The sequence below is a fragment of the Paracoccus methylovorus genome, assembly GCF_016919705.1.
Lineage (GTDB): Bacteria > Pseudomonadota > Alphaproteobacteria > Rhodobacterales > Rhodobacteraceae > Paracoccus > Paracoccus methylovorus.
The window spans coordinates 1,230,753-1,256,404 of the sequence record NZ_CP070371.1; the positions used below are offsets into that span (position 1 = coordinate 1,230,753).

Annotated in this window: 20 protein-coding genes, 2 tRNA genes and 1 pseudogene; 15 read left to right on the forward strand and 8 right to left on the reverse strand. The window is 64.1% G+C overall.

Features of this window, described 5'->3' with window-relative positions; all coding sequences use genetic code 11:
* Positions 1-85 precede the first annotated feature (85 nt).
* The 3 genes from JWJ88_RS19190 to JWJ88_RS19200 all read right to left on the reverse strand — a co-directional run bounded on the left by JWJ88_RS19190 (position 86) and on the right by JWJ88_RS19200 (position 1,924).
* A complete protein-coding gene (locus JWJ88_RS19190) occupies positions 86-895 on the reverse strand; it encodes an FkbM family methyltransferase (RefSeq protein WP_205296028.1) in 810 nt (269 codons plus the stop codon).
* Positions 896-926: 31 nt separating this feature from the next.
* The gene (locus tag JWJ88_RS19195) at positions 927-1,163 is read right to left on the reverse strand and encodes a hypothetical protein (protein ID WP_205296029.1); all 237 of its coding nucleotides are present in this window, start codon (positions 1,161-1,163) and stop codon (positions 927-929) included.
* A 687-nt stretch (positions 1,164-1,850) separates the two neighbouring features.
* Positions 1,851-1,924, reverse strand: a tRNA-Gly gene (locus JWJ88_RS19200).
* 296 nt (positions 1,925-2,220) lie between these two features.
* On the opposite strand from JWJ88_RS19200, the gene JWJ88_RS19205 reads away from it, so the two are divergent.
* From JWJ88_RS19205 to JWJ88_RS19270, 14 genes are all read left to right on the forward strand, one after another.
* On the forward strand, positions 2,221-3,558 hold the full coding sequence (locus JWJ88_RS19205; RefSeq protein WP_205296030.1) for an efflux RND transporter periplasmic adaptor subunit: 1,338 nt from the start codon (positions 2,221-2,223) through the stop codon (positions 3,556-3,558).
* Positions 3,559-3,599: 41 nt separating this feature from the next.
* A complete protein-coding gene (locus JWJ88_RS19210) occupies positions 3,600-6,731 on the forward strand; it encodes an efflux RND transporter permease subunit (protein ID WP_205296031.1) in 3,132 nt (1,043 codons plus the stop codon).
* Between the two features lie 133 nt (positions 6,732-6,864).
* Positions 6,865-8,265 (forward strand): LapD/MoxY N-terminal periplasmic domain-containing protein, encoded by a 1,401-nt coding sequence (locus JWJ88_RS19215; protein WP_205296032.1) that lies wholly within the window; start codon positions 6,865-6,867, stop codon positions 8,263-8,265.
* Entirely contained in the window at positions 8,262-8,954 is a 693-nt protein-coding gene (locus JWJ88_RS19220; RefSeq protein ID WP_205296033.1) for a response regulator transcription factor, read from the forward strand. Before JWJ88_RS19215 ends, JWJ88_RS19220 begins: the two co-directional genes overlap by 4 nt.
* A gap of 3 nt (positions 8,955-8,957) precedes the next feature.
* Positions 8,958-10,244, forward strand: coding sequence for a helix-turn-helix transcriptional regulator (locus tag JWJ88_RS19225; protein WP_205296034.1), 1,287 nt, complete (start codon positions 8,958-8,960; stop codon positions 10,242-10,244).
* A 58-nt stretch (positions 10,245-10,302) separates the two neighbouring features.
* Positions 10,303-10,665 (forward strand): response regulator transcription factor, encoded by a 363-nt coding sequence (locus tag JWJ88_RS19230; RefSeq protein ID WP_205296035.1) that lies wholly within the window; start codon positions 10,303-10,305, stop codon positions 10,663-10,665.
* Positions 10,666-10,673: 8 nt separating this feature from the next.
* Positions 10,674-10,916: a hypothetical protein gene (locus JWJ88_RS19235; RefSeq protein ID WP_205296036.1), complete on the forward strand. Its 243-nt coding sequence runs from the start codon at positions 10,674-10,676 to the stop codon at positions 10,914-10,916.
* On the forward strand, positions 10,906-13,563 hold the full coding sequence (locus JWJ88_RS19240) for an ATP-binding protein (protein WP_205296037.1): 2,658 nt from the start codon (positions 10,906-10,908) through the stop codon (positions 13,561-13,563). The genes JWJ88_RS19235 and JWJ88_RS19240 overlap by 11 nt, the downstream gene beginning before the upstream one ends.
* 107 nt (positions 13,564-13,670) lie before the next feature.
* Positions 13,671-14,804, forward strand: coding sequence for a FliM/FliN family flagellar motor switch protein (locus JWJ88_RS19245; protein WP_240200297.1), 1,134 nt, complete (start codon positions 13,671-13,673; stop codon positions 14,802-14,804).
* 181 nt (positions 14,805-14,985) lie between these two features.
* Positions 14,986-15,204, forward strand: coding sequence for a translation initiation factor IF-1 (infA, locus tag JWJ88_RS19250; protein WP_010397442.1), 219 nt, complete (start codon positions 14,986-14,988; stop codon positions 15,202-15,204).
* 46 nt (positions 15,205-15,250) lie between these two features.
* Positions 15,251-15,877 (forward strand): Maf family protein, encoded by a 627-nt coding sequence (locus JWJ88_RS19255; RefSeq protein WP_205296913.1) that lies wholly within the window; start codon positions 15,251-15,253, stop codon positions 15,875-15,877.
* Positions 15,874-16,935 carry a ribonuclease E/G gene (locus JWJ88_RS19260; RefSeq protein ID WP_205296039.1) on the forward strand — a complete coding sequence of 354 codons (1,062 nt, stop codon included), beginning with the start codon at positions 15,874-15,876 and terminating at the stop codon, positions 16,933-16,935. The genes JWJ88_RS19255 and JWJ88_RS19260 overlap by 4 nt, the downstream gene beginning before the upstream one ends.
* Complete coding sequence (locus tag JWJ88_RS19265; RefSeq protein WP_205296040.1) at positions 16,932-17,081, forward strand: DNA gyrase inhibitor YacG; 150 nt, start codon at positions 16,932-16,934, stop codon at positions 17,079-17,081. Before JWJ88_RS19260 ends, JWJ88_RS19265 begins: the two co-directional genes overlap by 4 nt.
* A gap of 76 nt (positions 17,082-17,157) precedes the next feature.
* Positions 17,158-17,233 (forward strand) — tRNA-Phe (locus tag JWJ88_RS19270).
* 432 nt (positions 17,234-17,665) lie between these two features.
* Here the strand turns inward: JWJ88_RS19270 and JWJ88_RS19275 are convergent.
* The 5 genes and pseudogenes from JWJ88_RS19275 to JWJ88_RS19295 all read right to left on the reverse strand — a co-directional run.
* A pseudogene (locus tag JWJ88_RS19275) lies at positions 17,666-18,170 on the reverse strand (ATP-binding protein); the annotation flags it as partial.
* 151 nt (positions 18,171-18,321) lie between these two features.
* The gene (locus tag JWJ88_RS19280; RefSeq protein ID WP_205296041.1) at positions 18,322-19,821 is read right to left on the reverse strand and encodes an NCS1 family transporter; all 1,500 of its coding nucleotides are present in this window, start codon (positions 19,819-19,821) and stop codon (positions 18,322-18,324) included.
* A gap of 90 nt (positions 19,822-19,911) precedes the next feature.
* Positions 19,912-21,693, reverse strand: a complete 1,782-nt coding sequence (locus JWJ88_RS19285) for a hydantoinase B/oxoprolinase family protein (protein WP_205296042.1) — start codon at positions 21,691-21,693, stop codon at positions 19,912-19,914.
* Position 21,694: 1 nt separating this feature from the next.
* Complete coding sequence (locus JWJ88_RS19290) at positions 21,695-23,770, reverse strand: hydantoinase/oxoprolinase family protein (protein ID WP_205296043.1); 2,076 nt, start codon at positions 23,768-23,770, stop codon at positions 21,695-21,697.
* Between the two features lie 87 nt (positions 23,771-23,857).
* Positions 23,858-24,580: an isochorismatase family protein gene (locus tag JWJ88_RS19295; protein WP_205296044.1), complete on the reverse strand. Its 723-nt coding sequence runs from the start codon at positions 24,578-24,580 to the stop codon at positions 23,858-23,860.
* 172 nt (positions 24,581-24,752) lie between these two features.
* Between JWJ88_RS19295 and JWJ88_RS19300 the strand changes: the two genes are divergently transcribed.
* Entirely contained in the window at positions 24,753-25,649 is an 897-nt protein-coding gene (locus JWJ88_RS19300) for a LysR family transcriptional regulator (RefSeq protein ID WP_205296045.1), read from the forward strand.
* The last annotated feature ends 3 nt before the right edge of the window (positions 25,650-25,652 follow it).

Sequence of the window (25,652 nt, forward strand, 5' to 3'; positions counted from 1 at the left end):
CTCGATGTGCCCGGTCAGCCGGGTCGGACGCTCTGTCACGGATCAATCGGCCTGCAGCGCCAATCACATTGCGATATGTCGCTGATCAGCCAACATGGCGGAAGAAATAGTTCTTGCCGCCAAAATCAGAAAGCAGGCCGTAGCCGCAGTCCTCCAAAAACTCCTTGCTGGGATCAAATTCATCAGCAAACAGTTCGATCATGATGTCTGGATGCGATCCCATGATCGTTTCTCTGGCGCCCAGCAAAACCTTGTGTGCATTTCCCTCAACGTCAATCTTAATGAAGTCAACATGACCTAGATCGAGATCATCTATTCTGACCGAATCTATATTTCCATCTTCCGCCTCGCAGAAGGACGTCCCACCCAAATTATGCGCGAGATGCCTTGAAACCGAAAGCTTTCCAGCCACATCTGATACAGCCAGATTTAGAACTTCCACTTTTGGAAGATGATTTATTTCGACATTACGCCGAGCAATGGACGCCAGGAAAGGAACGGGCTCGAACGCTATACACTTTCCCGCCTTGCATATTTTTGAGAAGAATACGGTATGATTACCAATATTGGCGCCAATATCAATTACAGATTTTCCTGCAAGATTGACAGATTCCCGAACTTTTCGGAGTACAGGCGCCTCATAAAAGCATCGCCCCCGAAGAATTGAACGTTGCACAAAATCATGGTCAGCATCAGGAACAAATAACCTGATAAGCTTGTCCTCAAACAAGAACTCAATTGTTTTGTCTTTAAGGCTTTGGAAAGAAATTGTAGTTCTAAGATCTTCCACTCCATGCAATAATTTTTTTTGCAGTGAAATGATCGCCTCATTATGTCTGTTGTTCTGTTCAATCAATTTTCGAAGAAGGCCTGTGAGCTCTTCATTCTTATCCATCATCTTACCCGCGCTAGCTTGACCTCAAAAGTCAAATGTCTGGCACCCAGCGTTTCGAGGTTGCCCTTTGGTTGGCGGAACGATGGGCCGACCTCTTATGCTGGTCAAGGGCTATTCTGCCTTGAGTGGCTATGACAGTCTGGCGCACCACGTCTTCGCCGGTGTCGGCGCTAATCTCACCTCGTGAATTATCAAGACCATAGCCATCACCGGCAACGACAATCTGGGCGTTCAAGCCATCTCGATCCTCGCAGGTTTTGACCGCCATCTCTGGCGGCTCTTCCAAACTAATTCTTATTCCCGTCACACGGTGATAGTTCTGGAAGCCCCTCAACCAGCCGTAGGGCGGTAAATGCGCTGCACCAGGACAGCTCCGCCAACAGATGCAGTAACGCGCCGTACCATGCGAGATATTCGCGACGGTGCCTGGCCAGTTCGGCGGCAGATCCGGTATAGGACACAGGACAAAACACACTCCTTATCTCGCGCCGGTTCCTGTGCCGATCCCGCCAGATCCATCTATCACCCTTCTCCTCATGGGCGATGAACCCTTCATCGGCACAGTCCCATCCGCGAGGCTCAACAGCCGCCTCTCATCCTCCCCCGACCCGGTGTGCGCCTGGCGCGGGCGCACTCGGCCACCAGCAGCGCCGCCCGCCCACGCCGATCGGCGGCGCCTCGACGGTTGCGGCAATGATCTGCGCATCGGGGTGAGGATCACTAAACCGATCGATACCGGATCGGGACCCGCTGTTTCAGGTAGAATGTCGCATCGCGCAGAATCAAGGTCATGGGCGTGACTATGCGTCAGCCGCTCCAACATACAATCGAAATGATGCACGAAAAGTGGCGCAAAATGGTGCGCAAAAATGGTAGAGCCGGTACGCAGCAATGCAACCCAGTATGCCGTAATACATTGTATTATCGGGATGAATATTCGGATGTAGGGTATTTTTGGAGCGGGTGAAGGGAATCGAACCCTCGTCTTCAGCTTGGGAAGCTGCGGCTCTACCATTGAGCTACACCCGCGAGGCCCGGATTGCTTACTGTCTCGCGTGGCCCTCCGCAAGACCAATTTGCGCCCGACGCGCCTCCTCCCTGAAACGCAAACCCCCGGCGCATCCGAGTATATAAGCGATCTTTCTTCGTTGCTAAAATACCCATGCGGCAGTGCCGACCGGGCACCACTCCCCTCCATTCTGCCCAACCGGCACTCGCTGCATCCTGACACCAGCGGCAACCCAGCGCTTTGCGCGATTTTGGGATTGATCATCCTGCGGGAAACTGTTGGTTATGCGTGCGTCAGCAAATGCCGGAGCAAAACGATGTTCGCGCTATCGCGCCGCATGGCGATTTCCGTGATCCTTCCTTTGGCGGCGGGGTTTTGCCCCATGACCGTCATGGCGCAGGATCCCTCGCAAATGCCGCCGCCAGCCGTGACCGTGGTGACGCTTCATGCCCAGGACGTCGACCTGACCACGACCTTGCCCGGCCGCGTCACCGCCTCGGCCCAGGCCGAGGTGCGTCCGCAGGTCAATGGCATCGTCACCGAGCGCCTGTTCGATGAAGGCAGCCGCGTGAAGGTCGGGGACCCGTTGTTCCGCATCGACGCGACCACCTATCAGGCAGCCGTGGCCCAGGCCGAAGCCGCCGTGGCGCAGGCCCGCGCCCAGGCCGAGGCCGCGCGCCGCGAGGCGGACCGCGCCGGCGCCCTGCGCGACCGCCGCGTCGCCAGCGAAAGCACGACCGACAATGCCATCGCCGCCCGGGATTCCGCCGAAGCCGCCGTCAAGGTGACCGAGGCGCAGTTGCAGACCGCCCGCATCGAGCTTGAACGCACCACGATCCGCGCCGAACTGGATGGCCAGATCGGCCTGGCGCAGACCAGTCAAGGCGCGCTGGTGACGGCCAGCCAGGCCACCCCGCTTGCCGTGATCCGCAAGCTCGATCCCGTGCATGTGGATGTGACGCAATCGGCGGCCGAGCTTATCCGTTTCCGCCGCGAGATGGCCGCGCAGGCAAAGGAACAGTTGGACCGCAAGGTAACGCTCCGGCTGGCGGACGGCAGCGAATATGAACAGGAAGGCCGGCTGACCGCCGCCGAACCCTATGTGAACGAGACGACCGGCGTGGTGACGCTGCGGATGTCATTCGCCAATCCCGACGGCACCCTGCTGCCGGGGATGTATGTGCAGGCGGTGGTGCAGCAGGCCACGGCACGCGACATGGTCCTCGCCCCGCAAGAGGGTGTGACGCGCGACCGCCGCGGCCAGCCGATCGCGCTGGTGGTCAATGCCGACAATGTGGTCGAGCAGCGCCAGTTGACCATTCTTCAGGACATGGGCAACCACTGGATCGTCAGCGAGGGGCTGGCTGACGGCGACCGTATCGTCGTTGAGGGATTACAAAAAATCGGCCCCGGCATGACCGTCACCCCCGAGGAGCGCCAGACAGCAACAACCGGCGCTGCCGAAGGTGGGGCCGCAGCGGATGATGCCCCGCCCGCCCCTGCCGAAAGCGCTGCAGAGCAGCCCGCGCAGGACGCCGGGACCGAAGAACAGCCCACCCAATCCGACCAGCCCGAAGCCCAACCCGATGCAGCGGGCGACAGCACAGATACCGCGACAGAAACCGACGCCGGATCAGAGCAGCCGGCGAACTGACCCCGGACACGCGCCCCGAGGGAACAGCACAGGAACCGCACATGGCCCGCTTTTTCATCGACCGTCCGGTCTTCGCCTGGGTGATCTCGATCCTGATCATGGGGCTTGGGCTCTTGTCGATCGTCTCCCTGCCGGTGGCGCAATATCCGCAGATCGCGCCGCCTTCGGTCACGATCCGTGCCACCTACCCCGGCGCATCGGCCGATACCGTTGCCAATACGGTCACCCAGATCATCGAGCAGCAGATGACCGGGCTGGACGGGCTGCGCTATTTCTCGTCCAGCTCCAGTTCGTCCGGGACCTCGACCACCACGCTGACCTTCGAGACCGGCACCGACCCCGACATCGCCCAGGTGCAGGTCCAGAACAAGCTGTCGCAGGCCACGGCGCTTTTGCCAGAACCGGTGCAGCGCCAGGGTATCACGGTCGAGAAATCCGCCTCGGGCTTCCTGATGGTCGTCGGGCTGACCTCGACCGACGACCGCTATGAACAGGTGGACCTTGCCGACTACCTGATCTCGAACCTCGTGAACGACCTCAGCCGGGTCGAGGGCGTGGGTTCGGTGCAGGTGTTCGGTGCGCAATATGCGATGCGGATCTGGCTTGATCCGTCCAAGCTTGCCGCCTTTGAACTGACACCTTCGGATGTGGTGGCGGCGGTCTCGGCCGAGAACGCCCAGATCTCGGCTGGCTCGTTCGGCAGCCAGCCCGCCCCCGAAGGGCAGATGCTGAACGCCACCATCACTGCGCAATCATTGCTTTCCACGCCCGAGGATTTCGAGCAGATCGTGCTGCGCGCCGAACAGGACGGCGGGCTGATCCTGCTCAAGGACGTGGCCCGTATCGTGATCGGTGCCGAGGATTACATGACCAATGCCCGCTACAACGGGCAACCGGCCTCGGGGCTGGCGATCAGCCTGGCGTCAGGCGCGAATGCGCTGGACACGGCGGATCGGGTCAAGGAGCGGATGGAGGAGTTCGCCCGCTTTTTCCCGGAAGGGATGAGCTATGTGATCCCCTTCGATACCACGCCCTTCGTGCTGATCTCGATCGAAGAGGTGGTCAAGACGCTGGTCGAGGCCATCGTGCTGGTGTTCTTCGTCATGCTGCTGTTCTTGCAGAACTGGCGCGCGACACTGATCCCGACGTTGGCGGTGCCGGTGGTGCTGCTGGGCACATTCGGCGTGCTGGCGGCGCTTGGCTTTACGATCAACACGCTGACCATGCTGGCCATGGTGCTGGCCATCGGCCTGCTGGTCGACGACGCCATTGTCGTGGTCGAAAACGTCGAGCGCATCATGGAAGAGGAAGGGCTTGAGCCACGAGAGGCGACGCGCAAGTCCATGGGTCAGATCACCGGCGCGCTGATCGGCATCGCGCTGGTGCTGTCGGCGGTCTTCGTGCCGATGGCTTTCTTCGGCGGCTCAACCGGGGTCATCTACAAGCAGTTCGCCATCACCATCGCCTCGGCCATGGGTCTGTCGGTTCTGGTCGCGCTGACGCTGACGCCGGCGCTTTGCGCCACGCTTTTGCGCAACGAGCACGGCCACAAGACCCGCGGCGTGTTCGGGCTGTTCAACCGCGGCTTCGACCGCACCACGCAGGGCTATGGCAGCTCGGTCAACTGGCTGATCCGCCGCCCGCTGCGAATGATGCTGATCTATCTATGCATCGGCGCCGCCATGGTCTTTTTGTTCCTGCGCACGCCGACCGGGTTTTTGCCCGACGAAGATCAGGGCATCATGTTCGTGCTGATCCAGGGCCCGACCGGCGCCACGTCCGAACGCACCGATGCGGTGATCGACCAGATCCAGCATTATTTTGCCGAGAACGAATCCGAGAACGTCGAATCCTTCTTTGGCGTTTCGGGTTTCAGCTTCGCCGGTTCGGGGCAGAACATGGGCATCGCGTTCCTGCGGCTCAAGGATTGGGAAGAACGGGGGCGGCCCGACCAGTCCGTGCAGGCCATCGCCGGACGAGCCTTTCCGGCGCTCATGGGCATTCGCGACGCCCTTGTCTTTCCCATCGTTCCGCCTTCGGTGATCGAGCTGGGCAACGTCTCGGGCTTCGACTTCTATCTTCAGGCCCGGGGCGGGCAAACGCATGAGCAATTGCTCGAAGCGCGCAATCAGCTTCTGGGCATGGCCGGGCAGGATGATCGCATCGCCTCGGCGCGACCGAACGGGTTGGAGGACGCGGCGCAGTACAACCTCGACATCGACTGGCGCAAGGCCGGCGCCATGGGGGTGACGGCCACCGATGTAGGTGGTCTGCTCTCGGTCGCATGGGCGGGACGGTATGTGAACGACTTTATCGACCGTGGCCGTATCAAGCGCGTCTATGTGCAAGGCGAATCCGATTCCCGCGCCGTGCCCACGGATATCGACAAGTGGCGCGTCAGGAACAATTCGGGTGGGCTGGTGCCGTTTTCGAACTTCGCCGAGGGGCACTGGACCTATGGGCCGCAGGGGCTGGACCGCTATAACGGCGTGCCCGCCATGCAGATCCAGGGCAGTCCGGTACCCGGTGTGTCCAGCGGTCAGGCGATGGCCGCCATCGACGAACTGGCCGCGCAGCTTCCGACGGGCTTTGACGTGGCGTGGACCGGCCTGTCGCTGGAAGAGCAGCAGGCGGGCAACCAGACGCTGCTGCTTTACAGCCTGTCGCTGGCGGTGGTGTTCCTGTGTCTGGCGGCGCTTTACGAAAGCTGGTCGATCCCCTTTGCGGTGATGCTGGCCATGCCGATCGGCGTGCTGGGCGCGCTGGTCGGGGCATGGCTGGGCGGGTTCGACAACGGCGTGTTCTTCCAGGTCGGCCTGCTGACCGTGATCGGCCTGACCGGCAAGAACGCCATCCTGATCGTCGAATTCGCCCGCGAACAGGCCGAGGCCGGCAAGCCGCTTTACGAGGCGGTGACCGAGGCGGCGCGCCAGCGTTTCCGGCCGATCATCATGACCTCGGTTGCATTCTCGCTGGGGGTTCTGCCGCTGGTTCTGTCCACCGGCGCCGGCGCGAACGGCCGCAACACCATCGGCGCCACGGTGCTGGGGGGCACGATCTCGGCCACGGTGCTGGGCGTACTGTTCGTGCCGCTGTTCTTCGTGTTGGTGCGCCGCGCGCTTGGCCGCCCCGAACCGACCGAACCGGCAACCCCCGTCAGTTCGCACAGCTGAGCCAAACCATACGACCATACAAGGGCCGGGCATCGCTTCCCGGCTCTTGCACATGCACGCAGCCCGCTTGCCCCGCACCGATCCGCGTCCTAGTCTTTCCCCGAGGGGCCGCCGGGCGCGGCCGGGGAGAAGCATGGATGCAACCAGCCACATTGCGGCTGTCGAAACGGCGCCCATCCGGCGCGTGCATGGCGTGACGCTGCGGTTGCTGGCGCTTGGCGGCTCGGCGCTGGTCTGGGTGGCGATGTTCGCCATCGTGGCTTCGGTGCTGATCATGAACGCCCGCAACTCGGTTCAGAACGAAACCGGCTCGGCCTTCCGGTTGGCCAATGCCTTTGCCACGCTGAACCTGCCCACCGCATTCGAGCAGCGCGACATGATGACGCTGGCCGCCCGCATCGCCGCCGAGATCGAGGCGCAACGTCACCTGTCGGCCGAATTGCGCGATGCATCGGGCCAACCCGTGGCGCTGTCGCTGCCGCCGCGCCTGCCTCCACAGCGGGTCCCGGAATGGTTCGCAGCATTGACCCGCCCCGAACCGCAGCGCGAACTGATCCGCATTGCGCAATATCCCAACGTGCTGGGCGTGCTGGAGATCCGCACCGATCCTCGCGACGAAATCGCCGAGGCCTGGGCCGATATCCGGCTGATCCTGCCGCTTCTGGCCGCAATGGCGCTAGCGGCAATGGGGGTCACCATGGCCGTCACCGCATTCGTGTCGCGGCGGCTGGGGCTTTTGGGTGCGGCGCTGGACCAGATGCGGGGCGGGGATCTGGACCATCGCGCACCACAGACCGGGCTGGCGGAACTGGCCGCACTGACCGATGGCGTCAACGCGCTGGCAAGCCATCTGGCGGAAGAACGGGCCAAGAACCGCCGGTTGCAAGGCCGGATGCTGACCCTGGCCGAAGCAGAGCGCGCCCGCATCGCCAGCGACCTGCATGACGGCATCGGCCCCCGGCTTTTCGCCTTGCAGGCCACCGTGGATCAGGCCAGCCGCGCGGCCGCCGACACCTCGCCCGATCCCGCACTGGCCGAGGCATTGGCCGCCGTCACCCGCCATGCACAGGCAATCCGGCAAAGCGCCCGCGCGGCCATCGACGATCTGCGTCTGGCACCGACCGAGGATGCAAGCCTTGCCGAGATGCTGCAGGAACTGCTGATCGAATTCGCCGAGATCGCCCCCGAGATTGGCATAACCCTTGATTGCGCGGCAGACCTTCCCCAACCGGACGAAGCCGGGCGGATCGCGCTTTATCGCTTTGTGCGCGAAAGCGTCCTCAATGCGCTGCGTCATGCCGCACCCGACGCGATCCGGGTCGCTTTGGGCAGGGCGAACGACGGCATGGTCATCAAGGTCAGCGACGACGGCGACGGCCCCGCCGCAACGGGCCGCGCCGGGCTTGGCCAGACCGGCATGCGCGACCGCGCCAGCGCGCTTGGCGGAAGCTACCTGCCACCCCGGCGGCAGGGCCAACTGACCGTCACCGAATTCCACCTGCCCTGCCCGGGCGAGCAAGGATGCGCACCATGACCGCAATCGCCCCCAGCACGACTCCAACCCCGACGCCCTCTGCACCGCTGCGCGTCCTGATCGTCGATGACCATCCGGTCGTCGCCGAGGGCTGGGAGTGGATCACCCGCGGCCGGTTGGAATGCGAGGTGATCGCCGCCGCCACGCCGTCGCAGGGCTGGCGGGCATGGCGGCATCAGGCCCCCGATGTGATCGTCATGGACCTGACCATGGGCGAAGCCAAGCTGGCGGGCGTGCGGCTGATCGAACGGCTGCGCGCCGTCGGTGCCGGCCAACCGATCCTGGTCTTTACCATGCACCGCAGCCCGATCATCGCGCGGCGCGCGCTGCAGGCCGGCTGCAATGGCATCATCATGAAGGACTCGCCCTCGGACGATATCTGCGAAGCGTTGCACACAGTGGCAAAGGGCGGCAATTATGTCCCCGCCGATCTGGCCCGCAAGATCGCGCTGATGGAGCGGCCGGGCGCAATGCCGGCACGCCCGCACCTGACCCCGCGCGAACTCAACATCCTGCACGCCATCGCCGAGGGGCTCAGCTATCGCGAAATCGCCGAGCGCGCGAATATCAGCTACAAGACCGTCTCAAACGTCAGCCAGACCCTCAAGGATAAACTGTCGGCACAAAGTTTCGCCGATCTGGTGGTCAAGGCCATCCGCCATCTGGAAGAGACCCGCGACGGGATCTGAACCATGTCACGATTATCCGCTCGTCACCCTGTTGCACGCCCCCTTATCGGCACCCGCATCCGCGAGCGCCGGCTGTCGCTGGGCCGGCGCCAGACCGAGGTGGCGCGCCGGGCCAATATCTCGGCCGCCTATCTGAACCTGATCGAGCATAACCGCCGCCCGGTCGGCCAGGACCTGTTGTCTCGGCTGGCCGAGGCGCTGGAGATTGACGCGACCGAGCTTGCCTCGGACCGCGAAGAGGCGCTGGTCGGCGCCCTGCGCGAGGCGGCGACGCGGGCAACCGAGCAGCACGGCACTTTGGTCGAGCTGGACCAGATCGCCGAATTCGCGGCGCGTTTTCCCGGCTGGGCCTCGGCGCTGGCCGGGGAAACCCGCCGCGCCGACGCGTTGGAGCGGCGGCTGATCGTGCTGTCTGACCGGATGACGCGCGATCCCTATTTGCTGGCGACGCTGCACGAGGTGCAATCGGCAGTGACGGCGCTGCGCTCGACCGCCTCGATCCTTGCCGAGACGCCCGAGATCGAGCCCGAGTGGCGCGACCGCTTTCACGCCAACCTCGACAGCGACAGCCAGCGCCTGTCGCGGACGGCGCAATCGCTGGTCGCCTATCTGGACAGTTTCGAGGACGAGGCGGTGCCGATGTCGCCGCAGGAAGAGGTCGAGGCATGGATCGCCGCCGGCCAGCCCCAGCCCGCCGAGGCAACGGAACTGGCCTCGGACGCGGCGCGGGTGATGGCGCGGGACCTGCTGGCTGTGCAGGCACATGACCGTGCCGCCTTGCCCGACGCGGCGCTGGCGGCGGTGGTCGACGACGTGGGCGAAGATGCCGACGATCCGGCGCTGATCGCGGCACGGCTGGGCCGCCCGCTGGATCTGGTGCTTCGCCGACTGGGCATGCTGCGTCCCGGCCCATGGGCGCAAGCCGGCCTGATCGTCTGCAACGGATCGGGCGCAACGCTGTTTCGCCAGACCGCGCCCGGGTTCGAGCTGCCGCGCCCGGGCGAGGGCTGCGCGCTCTGGCCGCTGTTCGAGGCGCTGGCCCAGCCGCAACTGCCCGTCGCCCGGCTGATCGAGACCACAACCGGCAATCGCTTTGCCGCATGGGCGGTCGCCGAGCGGCTGCTGCCCATGGGGTTCGGCGGTCCCGCGCTCAGCCGGGCGCAGATGCTGATCCGCCCCGCCGCAAGCCGCGACGCCCGTCCGGCCTTGGGGGTGGGGCCGGCCTGCCGCATCTGTCCACGTCCCGGCTGCCCTGCGCGGCACGAGCCCTCGATTCTGGGGCCCGCCTGATTTTGACAACGCTCCCGCCCCCCGCCATGATCGCAGCAAAGCCTCAGGAGAGCCGCCCGTGACCGCGAATGTCGATGTGCTGCTGATCGAAGACGAACCCAGCATCGCCGAGGCGGTCCGCTTCATCCTGTCGCGCGAAGGCTGGCAATGCGAGCAATGGGCCGAAGGCAGCGGCGCCGTTCAGCGCATCCGCGCGCTGCTGCCGCGACTGGTCATCCTTGACGTCATGCTGCCCGGCCGCAGCGGCGCCGAAGTGCTGGCCGAGCTGCGCGCCGATCCCCAATTGCAGACCTTGCCGGTTCTGCTGCTCAGCGCGCGCGGCATGGCGAACCTGCCCGAAGGCGCGGACCGCACGCTGGCAAAACCCTTTGCCAATGCCGATCTGCGCGCCATCGTGCGCGATCTGCTGGGCACGGGCTGAGATCGCGCATGCGCCGCCTGTTCCTTGGCCGCGACGCCTATCGCCACCGCCGGCTGGGTGACGCCGTTCGCGTCGTGCCCATGCTGTTCGCGCTTTTGGCGGTGCTGCCGCCGATGTGGCTGCCGCAATATTTCAGCTATGGGCGTGGCGCGGTCTGGCTTGCCGTAAGCTGGGCGCTGACCATCGCCGTGACCGCCGCGCTGCATCACGCCATCGGGCGCGGGAAGGCGGAGGACGAGGATGACGCCTGAAACCCTGGGTGCCGCGTCAGTCGTCTATATCGCCTTGATGTTCCTGCTGGCCCATGCCGCCGACCGCGCCGCGGCTGCCGGCCGCTGGCGCTGGATGAACAGGCCGGTGATCTATACGCTGTCGCTGTCGGTCTATTGCTCGGCCTGGACCTTTTACGGCGCGGTCGGCTACGCCACCCGTTCGGGGTTGGAGTTCCTGACGATCTATCTTGGGCCCGGCATCGTGTTTTCCGGTGCGTGGTGGGGGCTCAGGCGTCTGGTCCGGGTGGCGCGGCTGCATCGCGTGACCTCGATCGCAGACTTGATTTCCAGCCGCTTCGGCAAATCGGTCGGGCTGGCGGCACTGGTGACGCTGATCGGCGTGCTGGCCTCGACCCCCTATATCGCCCTGCAACTTCAATCGGTCTCGATGGCGCTTTCGGCATTCGCCACCAGCGGACATCCGTTGCCGGCCAATGTCGCGCTTTGGGTGGCGGTGGGGCTCGCCGCCTTCGCCATCCTGTTCGGCACCCGCAATCTGGCTGCGAACGAGCGTCATCACGGCGTCGTCATGGCGATTGCGGTCGAGGCGGTGATCAAGCTCGCGGCCTTTGTGGCCGTCGGCGCCTATGTGCTTTGGGGCATCGCCGACGGGCCCTCGGACGTGCTGGCACGCATAGATCGCATGGCCGTTTCCGCCGGGGGCGAGGGCTGGCAGATCCGGCCGGAACGGTGGTTCACGCTGATCGCCCTGTCGGGGGCCGCGGTCATGGTGCTGCCGCGCATGTTCCATGTCCTTGTGGTCGAGGCCAGCGACGAGGATCGCCTGCGGCAGGCCGGCTGGGCCTTTCCCGCCTATCTTGCGGCGATGTCCTTTCTGGTCCTGCCCATTGCCGTGGTCGGCATGGATTTGCTGCCCAAGGGATCGAACCCCGACCTTTACGTGCTGGCCCTGCCGCTGTCGCAGGGGCGCGATACGCTGGCGGCCTTGGTGTTTCTGGGTGGCTTTTCATCGGCCATGTCGATGGTCGTGGTCAGCGCCATCGCCCTGTCGACGATGATGGCGAACCACTGGCTGGTGCCGCTGTGGCTCTGGCTGCGCCAGACAGCCCTGTCCGAGCCCGCCAGCACGCGCGAGGACCTGGGCAGCCTGATGCTGAACGCACGGCGGCTGGCCATTGTCGCGGTGATCGGCGCGGGTTGGCTTTATCATCGCATGACCGGAGGCACCACGGCACTGGCCGCCATGGGCACGGTCGCCTTTTCCGGCATGGCGCAGGTGCTGCCGGCAATGATCGCAGGGCTGATCTGGCGCGGCGCGACCCGACGCGGCGCCATTGCCGGCATCGTCGCGGGAGCGCTGATCTGGGGCCGGATGATCTTTCTGCCTTCGCTGGGGCTGGCCTCGACCCCCGCATTCCCGGCAGGGATTGACCCTTTCGCGGGGGCGGTGCTGCTGGCGCTATCGGTGAACCTGCTGTTGCTGACGCTGATCTCGCTTGCCGATTTTCCCAACCCGACCGAGCGGTTGCAAGCCCTGTCCTTTGTCCACACCATCGCGCCGGACGCAGCCGCCGGGGAAACCGTCCCCGTAGTGCAGGCCGAGGCGCTGCTGTCGCTGGCCGGGCGGATCTGGGGCAATGAACATGCGCTGGAAGTCTTTCGCAAGGCCGCGGAGGCACAGGGCAAATCCGGTTATCTTCCCGACCTGACACCGCGGTTTCTGGTCGATTTCGAACGCCATCTGGCCGGCACGGCAGGTGCGGCGGCAGCGGCCGCGCTGATGGCGCGGGTCGGCGGGCGCGGCAGCGTCACCGTAGCCGATCTGATGGAGGTCGCCGGCGAAGCCAGCCGCGCGCTCGAGGACAACCGGCGGCTGGAGCTTACTTCGGAAAAGCTGGCAAGAACCGCTGCCATGCTTCGGGAAAGCAACGAAAAGCTGACGGCGTTCTCGGCACAAAAGGATGCATTCCTGGGCCAGATCAGCCATGAGTTGCGCACGCCCATGACATCGATCCGCGCCTTTTCCGAGATCATGATGGAGCCCGAGCTGTCCGCAGAGGACCGCGCCCGCTTCGCCGGCATCATCAATGACGAGGCCGGGCGCATGACACGTCTGCTGGACGACCTGCTGGATATCTCTGTCCTTGAAGCAGGGCGGGCCCAACTCAAGCCCGGCGTCGTCAACCTGCACGACTTGATCGATCGCGCACTCGTTGCCGCCGGGGCTCGCGCCGCAGGGCGCGACTTCGCCATCCGCCGCAATCCTGTCGCCGAACATCTGCCGGTCATCACCGATACGGACCGGCTGTTGCAGGTGCTGATAAACGTCATCTCGAACGCCCGGAAATACTGCGATGCCCCCGAGCCGGTGATCCGCATCGACACCCGCCGCAACCAGAAAGGCTGGACCGAGATCGACATTCACGACAACGGCTCGGGCATCGCCCCCGAAAACCGTTCGCTGATCTTCGAGAAATTTGCCCGGCTGGAGGACCCGTCCCGTGCCGGGGGCGCCGGGCTGGGGCTGGCGATCTGCAAGGAAATCATGGGCTTTCTTGGCGGCTCGATCATCTATCTGCCGGGTCAGGGCGGTGCCTGTTTTCGAATTGCGCTGCCGCAGCGCCCACCCCGTCGCATGGAAAATGCCGAAAAAGCGATGGGTTAAACCTTTTCGCAACCAGTCCATGCAATCTTGCACCAAAGACAGCATAGATTCGGTCCGGGATGGAAAGCGCAACAAGGCAACAATCTGGTGACCCGGGACAGGCCGGGGTGGAACGGGGCGGGTCCGCGACGCGGGCATCCGCCCAAGTGCTGCGCCGCTGGATCGAGCAGCAGGGCAAAACGCGCACGCCGGCAGGACCTCCTGCACAGCAGGTCCCCGAATTCCGGCTGGAACGCGCCGCCGCTACCGCACTGGCCCGCGCGGCCGAGAAACAACAGCGTTTGCCCGTCTTTGTCGAAAAGGTGGAACTGGCGGACATGACCTTGGCCGAACTGCCCGAACTCTTGCCCGAGCGTGCCTTGCTCGCTGTGGTCGAGGGGCGCCGTGACGCGCTGGGGGTAGTTGCGATCTGTCCCAATCTGCTGGCTGCACTGATCGAAATGCAGGCGATCGGGCGCGTAACCTCTCGTCCCGCGCAACCGCGCAAGCCGACGCGGACGGATGCCGTGATCTCGGCCGACTTCGTGAACGCCCTGTTGGCCGAACTCGGTCGGGAATGCGCGACCCGCAACGATTGCCCCGATTTCCCCGCCTTTTGCTATGCAACCTATATGGACGATCCGCGCCCGCTGGCCCTGATGCTGGAGGATGGGAAGATGACGCGCCTCAGCTTGCACTTCCGCATTGGCGCCGGCGGGCAACGCGACGGCCATCTGATGATCGCTCTGCCTGCCGAAATCAGCCCCGGCGTGGAATTGACGCAGCCAGGCAAAGGAAACCCGCCGCCATTACCGGCAATTCAACCTGCACCTGCCATGCATCCCCCAACTGCCACATCGCTTGCCGAAGAGGTGCAACAGGCGCCGATCCAGTTGCTGGGCATTCTGTGCCGTCGGCGGCTCAGCCTGCATCACTTGCGCAACCTGACCCCCGGATCGCTGCTACCCCTGCCCCAGAACGTGCTTGACGACGCCAGGGTGGAAACGGCGCGCGGCCAGATTCTTGCACATGGTCGTTTGGGCGAAAAAGACGGATTTCACGCAGTTCGCCTGCGCAATATCGGCCAGGGCGCAGTGCCCGACGAAACAACCGAAATTCCGTGCGCCCGTCAGAAGGACAGTGTCGGTGCGTCGCCAGACAAAGAATCCTCTTCGCTGGAACCCAAGTTACCGCTTACGGATATCGACCGCCCCGATGCCTTTCGCGCAACCAAAGCCGCAGCGGCAGCCACGACCGGCTGAATATCCACAAAACCATGGCCAGACTGTCGCAATCGCACCACTTTCCAGGAAATAACCCATGCCAGTATGTCGTCAAACCGCGGAAAGCCCGGCCAAGTCCAGATTCCCCTTGAAAAACTGCCCGTCTGGACGCATGTAGCATGCGCCCGCCTCCAGCGCGGGTCACCCTACAGGAGAAAACATGGCCAAGGAAGAAATGCTCGAATTTCCCGGCGTCGTGAAGGAACTCCTGCCCAACGCGACATTCCGGGTCGAGCTAGAGAACGGCCATGAGATTATCGCGCATATGGCAGGAAAGATGCGTAAAAATCGCATCAGAGTCCTTGCCGGCGACAAGGTTCAGGTGGAAATGAACACCTATGACCTGACGAAAGGGCGGATCAATTACCGCTTCAAGTAAGGCCGCTGATGGAACGGGGTTCGACGTGACGACACCGAATGTCACGCTGGACGCCGCAGACGGCCTCACCCCGCCCGTTGCCGTTTCAGGCAACGACGCGCCTGCACTCATCCTCGGTTCGGCCAGCCCGCGCCGGGTAGAGCTGCTGGCCCAGATCGGAATCATTCCCGACAGGATCCTGCCAGCGGAAATCGACGAATCCCCGTTGCGCAACGAAAGCCCGCGCGACTACGTCCAGCGCATGGCGCGCGGAAAGGTCGCAGCACTCACCGGCACCGCTGAAGGCGCCATTCTTTGCGCCGATACGGTGGTGGTGGCAGGGCGCAGAATCCTCGGCAAACCCGCCGATGCCGCCGAAGCGCGGCGCTATCTGCAACTGCTCTCGGGCCGCCGCCACAGGGTTCTGACTTCGATCGCCCTGGCCCATGGCGGCCGACTGCGCGAACGTCTGGTGGAAACCATCATTCGTTTTCGCCCCCTGACAGCCGCGCAGATCGAAAGCTACCTCACCACCGGCGAATGGCAGGGCAAGGCTGGGGGCTATGCCATTCAGGGCCATGCGTCGGCCTTCGCAATCTGGATGCAGGGCTCTTACAGCGGCGTGGTCGGATTGCCGCTGGCCGAAACCGCCTCCCTGTTGGCCAGCATCGGAATTCAGGGGAAAGTAACATGAAAGGACGTCAGATCGTCCTTGGTCAAGTCTTTGGCCGCAACGCGGCGGTCCTGATGCAGGACGGCCGTCTTGAGGATATGATCATCGATCCGCAGGGGGTAACGCCGCTTGTCCCTGGCGCAATCTGTCGCGCCAAGGTGGACCGGTTGGTCAAGGGGCAAGGGGGCGTCTTCCTGCGCCTGCCCGAAGGGGCGCGCGGCTTCCTGCGGGACCGCTCCGGCCTCCGCGAGGGCCAATCGCTGCTGGTGCAGATCAGCGGCAGTGCCGAAGACGGCAAGGCGATTCCGGTCTCGACCCGGCTGAACTTCCGCGGCCGTCATGTCATCGTCACACCCGGAGCACCCGGCGTAAACGTCTCGCGCCGAATACGCGACAGTGGGCTGCGTGACGACCTTATCGGCTTGGGAGAATCCCTCTTGGCCGGCCGGACCGATCCACCCGGTATCGTCTTTCGCTCTGTCGCGGCGACGGCCCAGGATGACGAGATCGCAGCGGAGCTCGCGCAGGTTCTGGAACTGGCACAAGCCGTTACAAACGACAGCGAAGGCCCGCCCGAGCTGCTGCTTGATGCGCCAGAGCCCGCTGAACAGGCATGGCAGGATTGGGCCGATCCAGCGCCGGACGGTATCGAAGACGGTCCCGATGCTTTCGAGGCAACCGGCGCCGAGGCTGCGGTGCTGCAGATGCTGTCTCCGCGCGTTGATCTGGGCAGCGGAGCATGGGCCGAGATCGAGGCATTGCGGGCACTGGTTGCCATCGACGTCAATACCGGCGGCGACCATTCGCCGGCTGCGGGACTTAAGGCCAATATCGCACTGGCCCGCGACCTGCCGCGGCAATTGCGCCTGCGCGGCCTCGGCGGCCAGATCGTGGTTGATTTCGCCCCTATGCCCAAGCGCGACCGCGGCACGCTGGAACAGCTCCTGCGCGCCGCCTTCCGCTCGGAATCGGCCGAGACGGTGCTGATTAGCTGGACCGCAATGGGCCTTTACGAGATCAACCGCAAGCGCGACCGTATCCCCCTGACGCGGCTGGCACGGGCGGAGGACAAGGCATGAAATGTCCGATCTGCGGCAAGCCTGCCTCAGAGCATTACCGGCCTTTCTGCTCGCGTCGCTGTGCGGATGTGGATCTGGCACACTGGCTGCGCGGCGATTACCGCATCCCCGCAGAGCCCGTCACAGATAGTGACAAGGAAGAGTGAAAATTTTGTTTTTGGCTCTGGACACCGGAAGTCCGCTGCCATAACAACGCGCCAGTCCGAAGCTAGACGCTCCGGCGCCCGGATAGCTCAGTTGGTAGAGCAGCGGATTGAAAATCCGCGTGTCGGTGGTTCGAATCCGCCTCCGGGCACCATTTAACTCCCAAAGAAAACAATGCCTTAAGGTATATGCCTCATTCGATTACATTGCGGAATAGCATTTGGGGACACCGGGACGTTTGGCACATCGTTGCCAAAGCAAACCCGACCGTCGGTGATCGTTCACCGCGTCTTCTAGACCGAATCTTCAAGCGAAGAACTCCTTCCATTCTGCATTGTTTATCTCGCCCATCGTTTCCGCGTGCGCTTTGCTGATCCACCAGTTCGGGAGCCCCGCCTAGCCTCGCACGGCAGGAGCGACCGCCTTTCCTGTCAACAGCGGCGCAAAGGTCGGCCAGGGCGGCAGCATAAAATCAGGCCAGCTGGATGGATGTGCGGCATGGCGTGTGCGCTTTCCACATAGCTGGCGGGTGCCATGACGCGCTGGGGTTCGTCAGGGCCAATCTCGGGCAGTTTCTGGAGGGAGATCAGTGCTGCTTGCGGGCTGTGCTGTTGGCGAGGCGGTAGCTCTCGCCATTCATCTCGAGGATGCCGACGTGGTGGGTCAGCCGGTCGAGCAGCGCGCCTATCAGATGCTCGGAGCCGAAGGTTTCGGTCCATTTGTCGAAGGGCCGATTGCTGGCGATCAGGGTTGATCCGCGCTCCTAGCGCCGCGAAATCAGATCGAAAAGCAACTCGGCCGGTCTTCGATAGAGGCAAGAAGCCAAATTCGTCGATGATGAGGGTCTGGTATCTAGCCATCTGCTTCTGGAAGCGCAGCAGGCTGCGGTCATCGCAGGCGTCCATCATCTCGCTGGCCAAGGCTGCTGCCTGAGTGAAGCCGACGGAAAAGCCTTTCTGACAAGCGGCCAGCCCGATTCCGAGGGCGAAATGGATCTTGCCGGCGCCGAACAGGCCAAGGGCAATGATATTTTCGTGCAGCGCAAACCATTCTCACCGGGCCAGTTCCAACACCCGCATCTTGTTGAGCTTCGTAGGCGGCAAGACAACCGCAGGGGGTGCCGTCCTCATAAAGCCCGACCAGTTGAGTGAGAAACTTGCGCCCCGCGCAGTTTCCTTTGGGATTGCGGCACAATAGATGTCAAGTAAACTGGCGAACTTGCTCCGCCGGCCGTCCCGTCACCTACAGGTCTTCTCGCTCACCCGCACTACCCGATCCACAGGGTATGCGGGAAAAGCGGCCGCCGCCCAGATGCACCCAGTCCATCCCGACCGAGGCGGCCAGATAGTCGCCCGACTCCCGCGACTCAAGTTCTCCCTGGCCGTAGCGCGACAGCACCAGCCCCCGCATCAGCGCCAGATACAGCAGAAAGCCCAGCGGGAAGCCGATCACGAAGGCATAGACCGACCACCAGGCCGCTATGGCCCCGGCCAGAACCCAGGCGATCAGCCCGGCCGGGTTGAAGCCGCGACCATAGCGATACTGCCCCTCGGGGTCGTAAAGCGCCGGGACGTTCAGGCGGCGCCGGCGGATGACATAGTAATCCGCGACCATGATGCCGCCGATCGCCGAGAGGAAGGCGCCGTAATAGCCCAGAAAAACGAAAAGATTGTCGAGGATCTGCCAGGGGAAGCTCAGCGTGCCGACAACACCGGCTATGACGACGGCCATCCGGTAGTTGATGACGCGCGGTGCCAGATTGACAAAGGTCAGCGCAGCCGGGATCAAGTTGGCCGAGTTGTTCGTCGACCATTGCGCCAGCACGACCAGCACCAACAGTACCAGCAGCGCAATGCCCTGCGCGTCGGCCTGGATCACTTCGACCGGGTTCCAGTTGCCGGTGGCGATGAAGGACACCGCGCCGATCCCGGCGATCATCGCTTGCGTCACCGGCAGCGCGACCAGTTGTGCCAGGAAGATCGAACGGTTGCGGCGCAGAAAGCTGCGGGTGCCGGTCTGGGTTTCGACGAACCGTGTGAGGTTTGGAATGTCGATGGCCATCGTTGACCAGAAGCTCATGTTGGCGATGAACAGCACGATCAGCGAGGCTTGTCCCTCGGCCCGGAAAGTCCAGATGTTCAGGCCCTTGGTTTGGGCGATGCCGTCCAGGGTGAAATACATCCACGCGGAAATCGCGATGATTGCCGGTGCGGCCAGCGAGGCCAGCCTTTCGACCGACTTGATGCCCAGCATGGTATTGGCGACCTGCACGGCGGCGAAGAGCGCATACCACAGGAACCAGTTGGAAAAGCCCAGGAAGTATTCGCCGATTCCGTTCAGCGCCAACGCGCCTAGGTAGGTCTGGATGCCGAACCACATCGCCGCCACGACCCCGCGCGAGACGGCGGGCAGATGCGTGCCGTGCAATCCAAAAGGCGCGCGCAGATAGACCGCGAAGGACAGCCCGTGCTCGGTGCCGATATCGGCGGTCAGCAGCATCAGCGCGCCGATGGCCAAGTTCGCCAGCAGGATCGTCAGCGCAACCGCGCTCAGGCTGAAACCGCCCTGGATGCCGGTTGCGCCCAGCGAATAGGTGGCGATGATGACCGCAATGCCGACCCAGATCCAGGCATAGCCCAGCATGCCGATGGGCCGCTGGTTGGCTCGGGTGGGCAGGATGCTTTCCTCGATCAGGGCGGTGCGGTCGCGCCCCGGGGCCAGCCCGTCTTGTGTCAGTGACATGGTTCTGTTCCCTGTGTGTTGGTTTCATGCGGCTGTCGTGCGGCCGTTCTTTCGCCGAAATGAAAGGGGCCGCGCGATGCGGCCCCTTGGTCAGTTCTGGCGCTGCATGGCAAGGCGCAGCTTTTCGGTGGCGGCAAGGTCCACCGTCTCGGCCTCGAGGTCGATGGCGACGCCATAGACCTCGCGAGCATCCTTGAGGGTGCAGAACCCGTCCAGAACGTCCTCGAGCACCTTGCGGGGCGCGCGATTCAGCGGATTGCCGTAACCGCCGCCGTTCGGGCTGTAATAGGTCATCACGTCATCGGCGCCGACCGACAGGCCCGAGAACTTGGAATGCATCTCCTGCTCCTGTTCGGACTTGGATGGGTTGCTGATCGTGCAGCGTCCCACGGCGCCGTCCTGGCCGCCGAAGATGCCCCAGGGCGCATCGGTATGGCGTTCGGATTCGTGGGTGATGAAGGCCGGCGTCAGCACCCGCTGCGCCTTGACGACCCCGATGCCCCCGCGGAACTCTCCTGCGCCCGGAGGGGCGTCGTCGCGCAACTCGTAGCGGTCGCAGATCATCGGGATATGCATCGCCAGGTCTTCCAGCGGGTTGTTGCGGGTGTTGGCCATCAGGTTGTCGATACTGTCCGGCCCGTCGCTGCGCGGCCGCCCGCCATAAGCACCCTCGTTCACCTCGAGAAACACCCAGTAATCGCCCGAGGGCCGCACGCCGGAATAGGCCGCGAAGCTGATCGAGGCCGACGAGCCGGCGATCACCTGTTCCGGCATCACCGGGGCCAGCGCGCGGATGATCAGGTCGATCATGCGGTTGCACTGGGTAAAGCGGGCCTCGGCCGATGCGGGGGCGCGGGGATTGAAGATCGACCCAAGCGGCGCCGTGACCTTGATCGGGCGGAACGATCCCTCGTTCGACGGCACCCGCGCGGCCGAGGTGGCGGCATCCAGCAGCAACTTGCGGAAGCCCGCATAGGCCGCCACCTTGGTCGAGCCCTCAAAGGGCACGTTATAGGCCGTGGGCGTCTGGTCGGCCGAGCCGGTCAGGTCCACCTCGACCTCGTCCCCGCGGACGCGGACCGTCACCTTGACCTTCAGGCGCTGGTCGCGGGTGCGGCCGTCGTCGTCCAGCCAGCCCTCGGCGGTATAGTCGCCATCGGGGATTTCGCTGATGCGCTGGCGGGTCATGCGCTCGGCATAATCCATCAGCTGGTTGGCGGCGCCGAAGACCGTCTTCTCGCCGTATTTCTCGAGCAGTTCGACGAAACGACGCGCGCCCAGCCGGGCCGAGGCGATCTGCGCCTCGATATCCGCCACCAACTGCCCGGCCGCGCGGGAATTGCGGCGGATATAGTTCCACATGGCGTTGTTCGGCTCGCCCTTGCGGTAAAGCTTGGTGCCTGCGAACAACATGCCTTCGGCATAGACATCGGGCACGTCGATGATCAGGCCGGGCGTCGCCGCGCCGATATCGACATGGTGCGCGGTGTTCCCGGCGAAGCCCACCAGCCGGCCCTGGAAGAAGACCGGCACGACGATGGCCAGGTCGGGGGTGTGGGACGAGCCGTGATAGGGGTGGTTGTGGACGACCGCGTCGCCTTCATACCATTCGCCGTCCTCCAGCGTTTCGGCGATGCCGCGCAGATAGCCGGGGATCGAGCCGATATGCATTGGCGTCGATTCCGACTCGCAGAGCGTGTTGAAATCGGTGTCGAACAGGCCCGCGCCCAGATCCTGGCTTTCCCGGATGATCGAGGAAAACGACATCCGGTAAAGCACATGGCCCATTTCCTCGGCGATGGTCTCGAAGGCGCCGCGGACGACTTGCAGCGTGATCGGATCGACCTCGGTGATCTTACTCATCTGGTTCATCTCACGCCCCCTTGCTGATGCGCGTGTTGCCGTAATCCAGCGTCTCGGCAGCGTAGCCGGGCGGGACCAGGGTGGTGGAATTGTGCTGGACCAGGATGGCAGGCCCCGGCACGCGGTCGCCTGCGAACAGCTTGGTGCGGTCATAGCGCGGCGTTTCCAGCGTCCGGCCGCAGTCAAAGGTGGTCGGGCGCACGAACATCAGTGCCCGGTCGATGGTTGATCCGTCGGCGGGCTGCACCTTGGGAATCTCGATCCGGCGCACGCTGGCCGAACCGATGACCCGCAGCGTGATCAGCTCCACCTCGGCCTTGCGATAGGCATAGCCGTAGTCCTGTTCATGCGCGTCGTGGAAGCTGTCGATGATGACCTGCTTGTTCTCCTGCGTCAGCGGCCCTGCGGTGAAATCGGCGCGCAGTTCGAACCCCTGGCCCTGATAGCGGCATTCGGCGATGATCTTCAGCTCCTGCGCCTCGCGCGCGATGCCGTCGGCGTCCAGTTCCTCATGCACGGAGTGGCGCAGCTTTTCGACATGGCCGTTGATGCGGGCCAGGTCGGCGTCGGTGGCAGAGTTCAGGATCAGGATCCCGGCCTCGGTATGTTCGTATTGCAGGTCGGTCTTCAGCAGGCCCACTGCGGCGGTGATGCCGGGCGCCACCGGCACGATCACGTCGCGGGCGCTGACCGCCTCGGCCAGGGCCACGCCATGCAGCGGACCCGCGCCGCCGAAGGGCATGATGGAAAATTCGCGCGGGTCGATGCCGCGCGCCACCGAGTTCGAGCGGATCGCCAGCGCCATGTTGTTGTTGATGATCCTGATGATCCCCAGCGCCGCGTCCTTGACCGACAGGCCCAGGGGCTGGGCGATCTTTTCCTCGACCGCCTTGCGAGCCAGGTTCGCGTCCAGCCGCAGATCGCCGCCAAGCGCCATGTCGGGGTCGAGGCGGCCCAGCACGATTTGCGCGTCGGTCACCGTCGGCTCATCGCCGCCGCGGTCATAGCAGGCCGGCCCCGGCTCGGACCCGGCGGAACGCGGGCCGACGTTGAAGCCGCCGGCTTCGTCAATGAAGGCGACCGAGCCGCCGCCCGCACCGATGGTCACCAGGTCGATCATCGGCGTCAGCACCGGATAGCCCGAGACATAGGTGTCGCGCTGGTTCATGATCTTCAGCTGGCCGCCGGGGATAGTCGAGATGTCGGCCGAGGTGCCGCCGATGTCGACGGTGATGATGTTGGGCGTGCCCGCCATCTGGCCTTCGGACGCGCCGCCGATGACGCCGCCGGCCGGGCCCGACATCAGGATGCGGATCGGGCGCCGCGCACAGGATTCGACCGTCGAGACGCCGCCGTTCGACTGCATGATCCGCAGTTTCGAGGTCACGCCCGCCTCGCGCAGGCGGGCATCCAGGTCGCGCAGGTAATAGGCGGTCTTGGGCCCGACATAGCAGTTCATCGCGGCGGTGGAGAAGCGCTCGTATTCCCGCATCACCCGCGCCAGTTCCGACGACATGGTGACATAGGCGCCGGGGATTTCCTCCAGCACGATCTCCTTGGCGCGGGCCTCATGGGCGTCGTTCAGGAAGCTGAACATGAAGCCGATCACGACCGAGCCGATGCCGCGCTTGCGAAACAGCGCGCAGGCGTCGCGCACCGCCTGTTCGTCCAGCGGCTCGGCGATTTCGCCGGTCGGTGGCAGGATGCGCTCGCGCACGGCAATGCGGTTGCGGCGCTTGACCAGCGGCTGGCTTTGCCAGGGCACGTCGAAATGCAGGCTGAAGTTATAGGGCCGCTTGTGGCGCCCGATATGCAGGATGTCGCGGAAGCCATGGGTCGTGATCATCCCGCATTCCGCGCCATTGTGCTCGATGGTGATGTTCGTCGCGGTGGTGGTGCCGTGGACGATGGTCTCGACCTCGGACGGGTCAATCCCCGCCTGGTCGCAGATGCCCCGCACGCCCTGGACCACGCCGATCGACTGGTTCTTCAGCGTGGTCGGAACCTTGTGGTAAAAGACCCCCTTTGCGCATTCGAGGACGAGATCGGTATTCGTCCCACCCACATCGACGCCAATCCTGGCCATGTGACACCTCTCTGTTGGTTGGCTCGCGCCCGTCTTCGCGGCGCTGAAAAAAGGCGCCGGCCGCAAGGGGTCGGCGCCAGGTGGAGGTTATTCCGCCGCGATCTTCTGCGCGCCGAGGCCGTCGATATAGGCCACGCATTCATCGACGGTGTGGACGTCGCCGAACTTGGCGTCGATGTCGAACAGGTTCCAGGCCACTGCGCCCGGCACGCGGTCGCCGATGGCTTCCTTGACCGCGATGGTGCGGAAGCCGTCGGCGATGCCGTCGCAGATCGTCTGGCGCACGCAGGCGCAGGCGGTCACGCCGGTGACCAGGATGGTGTCCACGCCGTTCGCGCGCAGGATGCCCGCCAGCTCGGTGCCGTGGAAGGACGAGGCGCGCTTTTTCAGCAGCGTGTATTCGCCTTCGACGGGCGCGATGCGGCTGTCGATGGCCCACAGATCCTTGTCCTTGATGTCCACCACATCGACCGGGATCTTGTTGTGCCACAGGCCCATGTCGGTGAAATCGGCGTTGCGGTCGGTGATCTCGTAGGCGGTGGTCACATGCACGACCGGCAGGCGCGCGGTGCGGAACGCCTTCAGCAGCTTCTGCATGCCGGGGATGATCTCGTTGTCCATCTTCTCCTGGTCGCAGGTGAAGGGGTTGCCCGGGCGGGTCCAGGCATTCGCCAGATCGACGCTGACCAGGGCCGGACGCTTGCCGAAGCCGACGCGGCGCTGAAAGCCGCGCTCCTTGTAAAGTTTGGTGGCGGTGTCGAAGGCTTCCTGCAGCAGGCGGTCCAGTTCCTTGGTGTCCACTTCGCTCATGATCGAGATCCTTGTCTGGGTAAGAAAGGCGCAGGGATGCGCCGGGTATCCGAGCCGTCGGCATCCATCGTCCGCCGCTCTGAGGGCATATTCCGTGTTTCCTTGACCCGGGGGAAATGGCGTGTCAGCAATTATTCATGCACCAGATGCATCAATCGCGGGGCGGCCTTTCATGAGCGATCATTCCGGCATCGAGAATGTCCATTCCTTCGTCACCCTCGCCCAGGAACTGAGCTTTCGCCGCGCCGCCGAACGCCTGCATTTGGACCAGTCGGCGCTAAGCCGGCGCATCCAGAAGCTCGAAGCGACGCTGGGTTTCCGCCTGTTGGAGCGCACCACGCGCGAGGTCCGGCTGACCCAGGCCGGGCGCAGTTTCTACGACGACAATGCCGACCTGCTGCGCGGCTACGAATCGTCGATCCAGCTGGCCCGGCGCATCGCCGAGGGAAAGCTGGGCTCGCTGAACGTTGGCTACATGGCCTTCGCGGCCACCGAATTGATGCCCGCCGCGGTGGCACGGTTCCGGCAGGCCCATCCCGAGGTGGACCTGAAGATCCGCTATATCCGCACCCAGGGCCAGAAGATCGCTCTGGCCAATGACGAGATCGACCTGGGCTACATGATCGGGCCATTCGATCACGCGGATTATCACAGCCTGACACTGTCGCTCGAACCGCTCTATGTGGTGACGCCGCGCAACCATGCGCTGCTCCGCCTGCCGGTGGTCACGCCCGCGGACCTGGCGGGCCAAGACATCATCCTGGGTGATACCCATGAATGGGAGGAATACCGCTGGCGCCTGGCCAACCTGTTCAGCGCCGAGGGCATATCGCTGAACATCGCCATCGAGGCATCGAACACCCTGGCCCTGCTGGGCCTGGTCGCGGCCGGGCTGGGCGTGACCATCTATCCCGAAAGCCTGATCGGATTCCTGGGCCGCAGCGTCGAGGTGCGCCCGATCATCCACCCGCAGTTCCGCATCAGCACCGTCCTGGCCTGGAAACGGTCGAACCGGTCGCGCCAGGTCCGCGAATTCGTCGACGTGGCCAAGCTGGCCGGGATGCGATAGCGC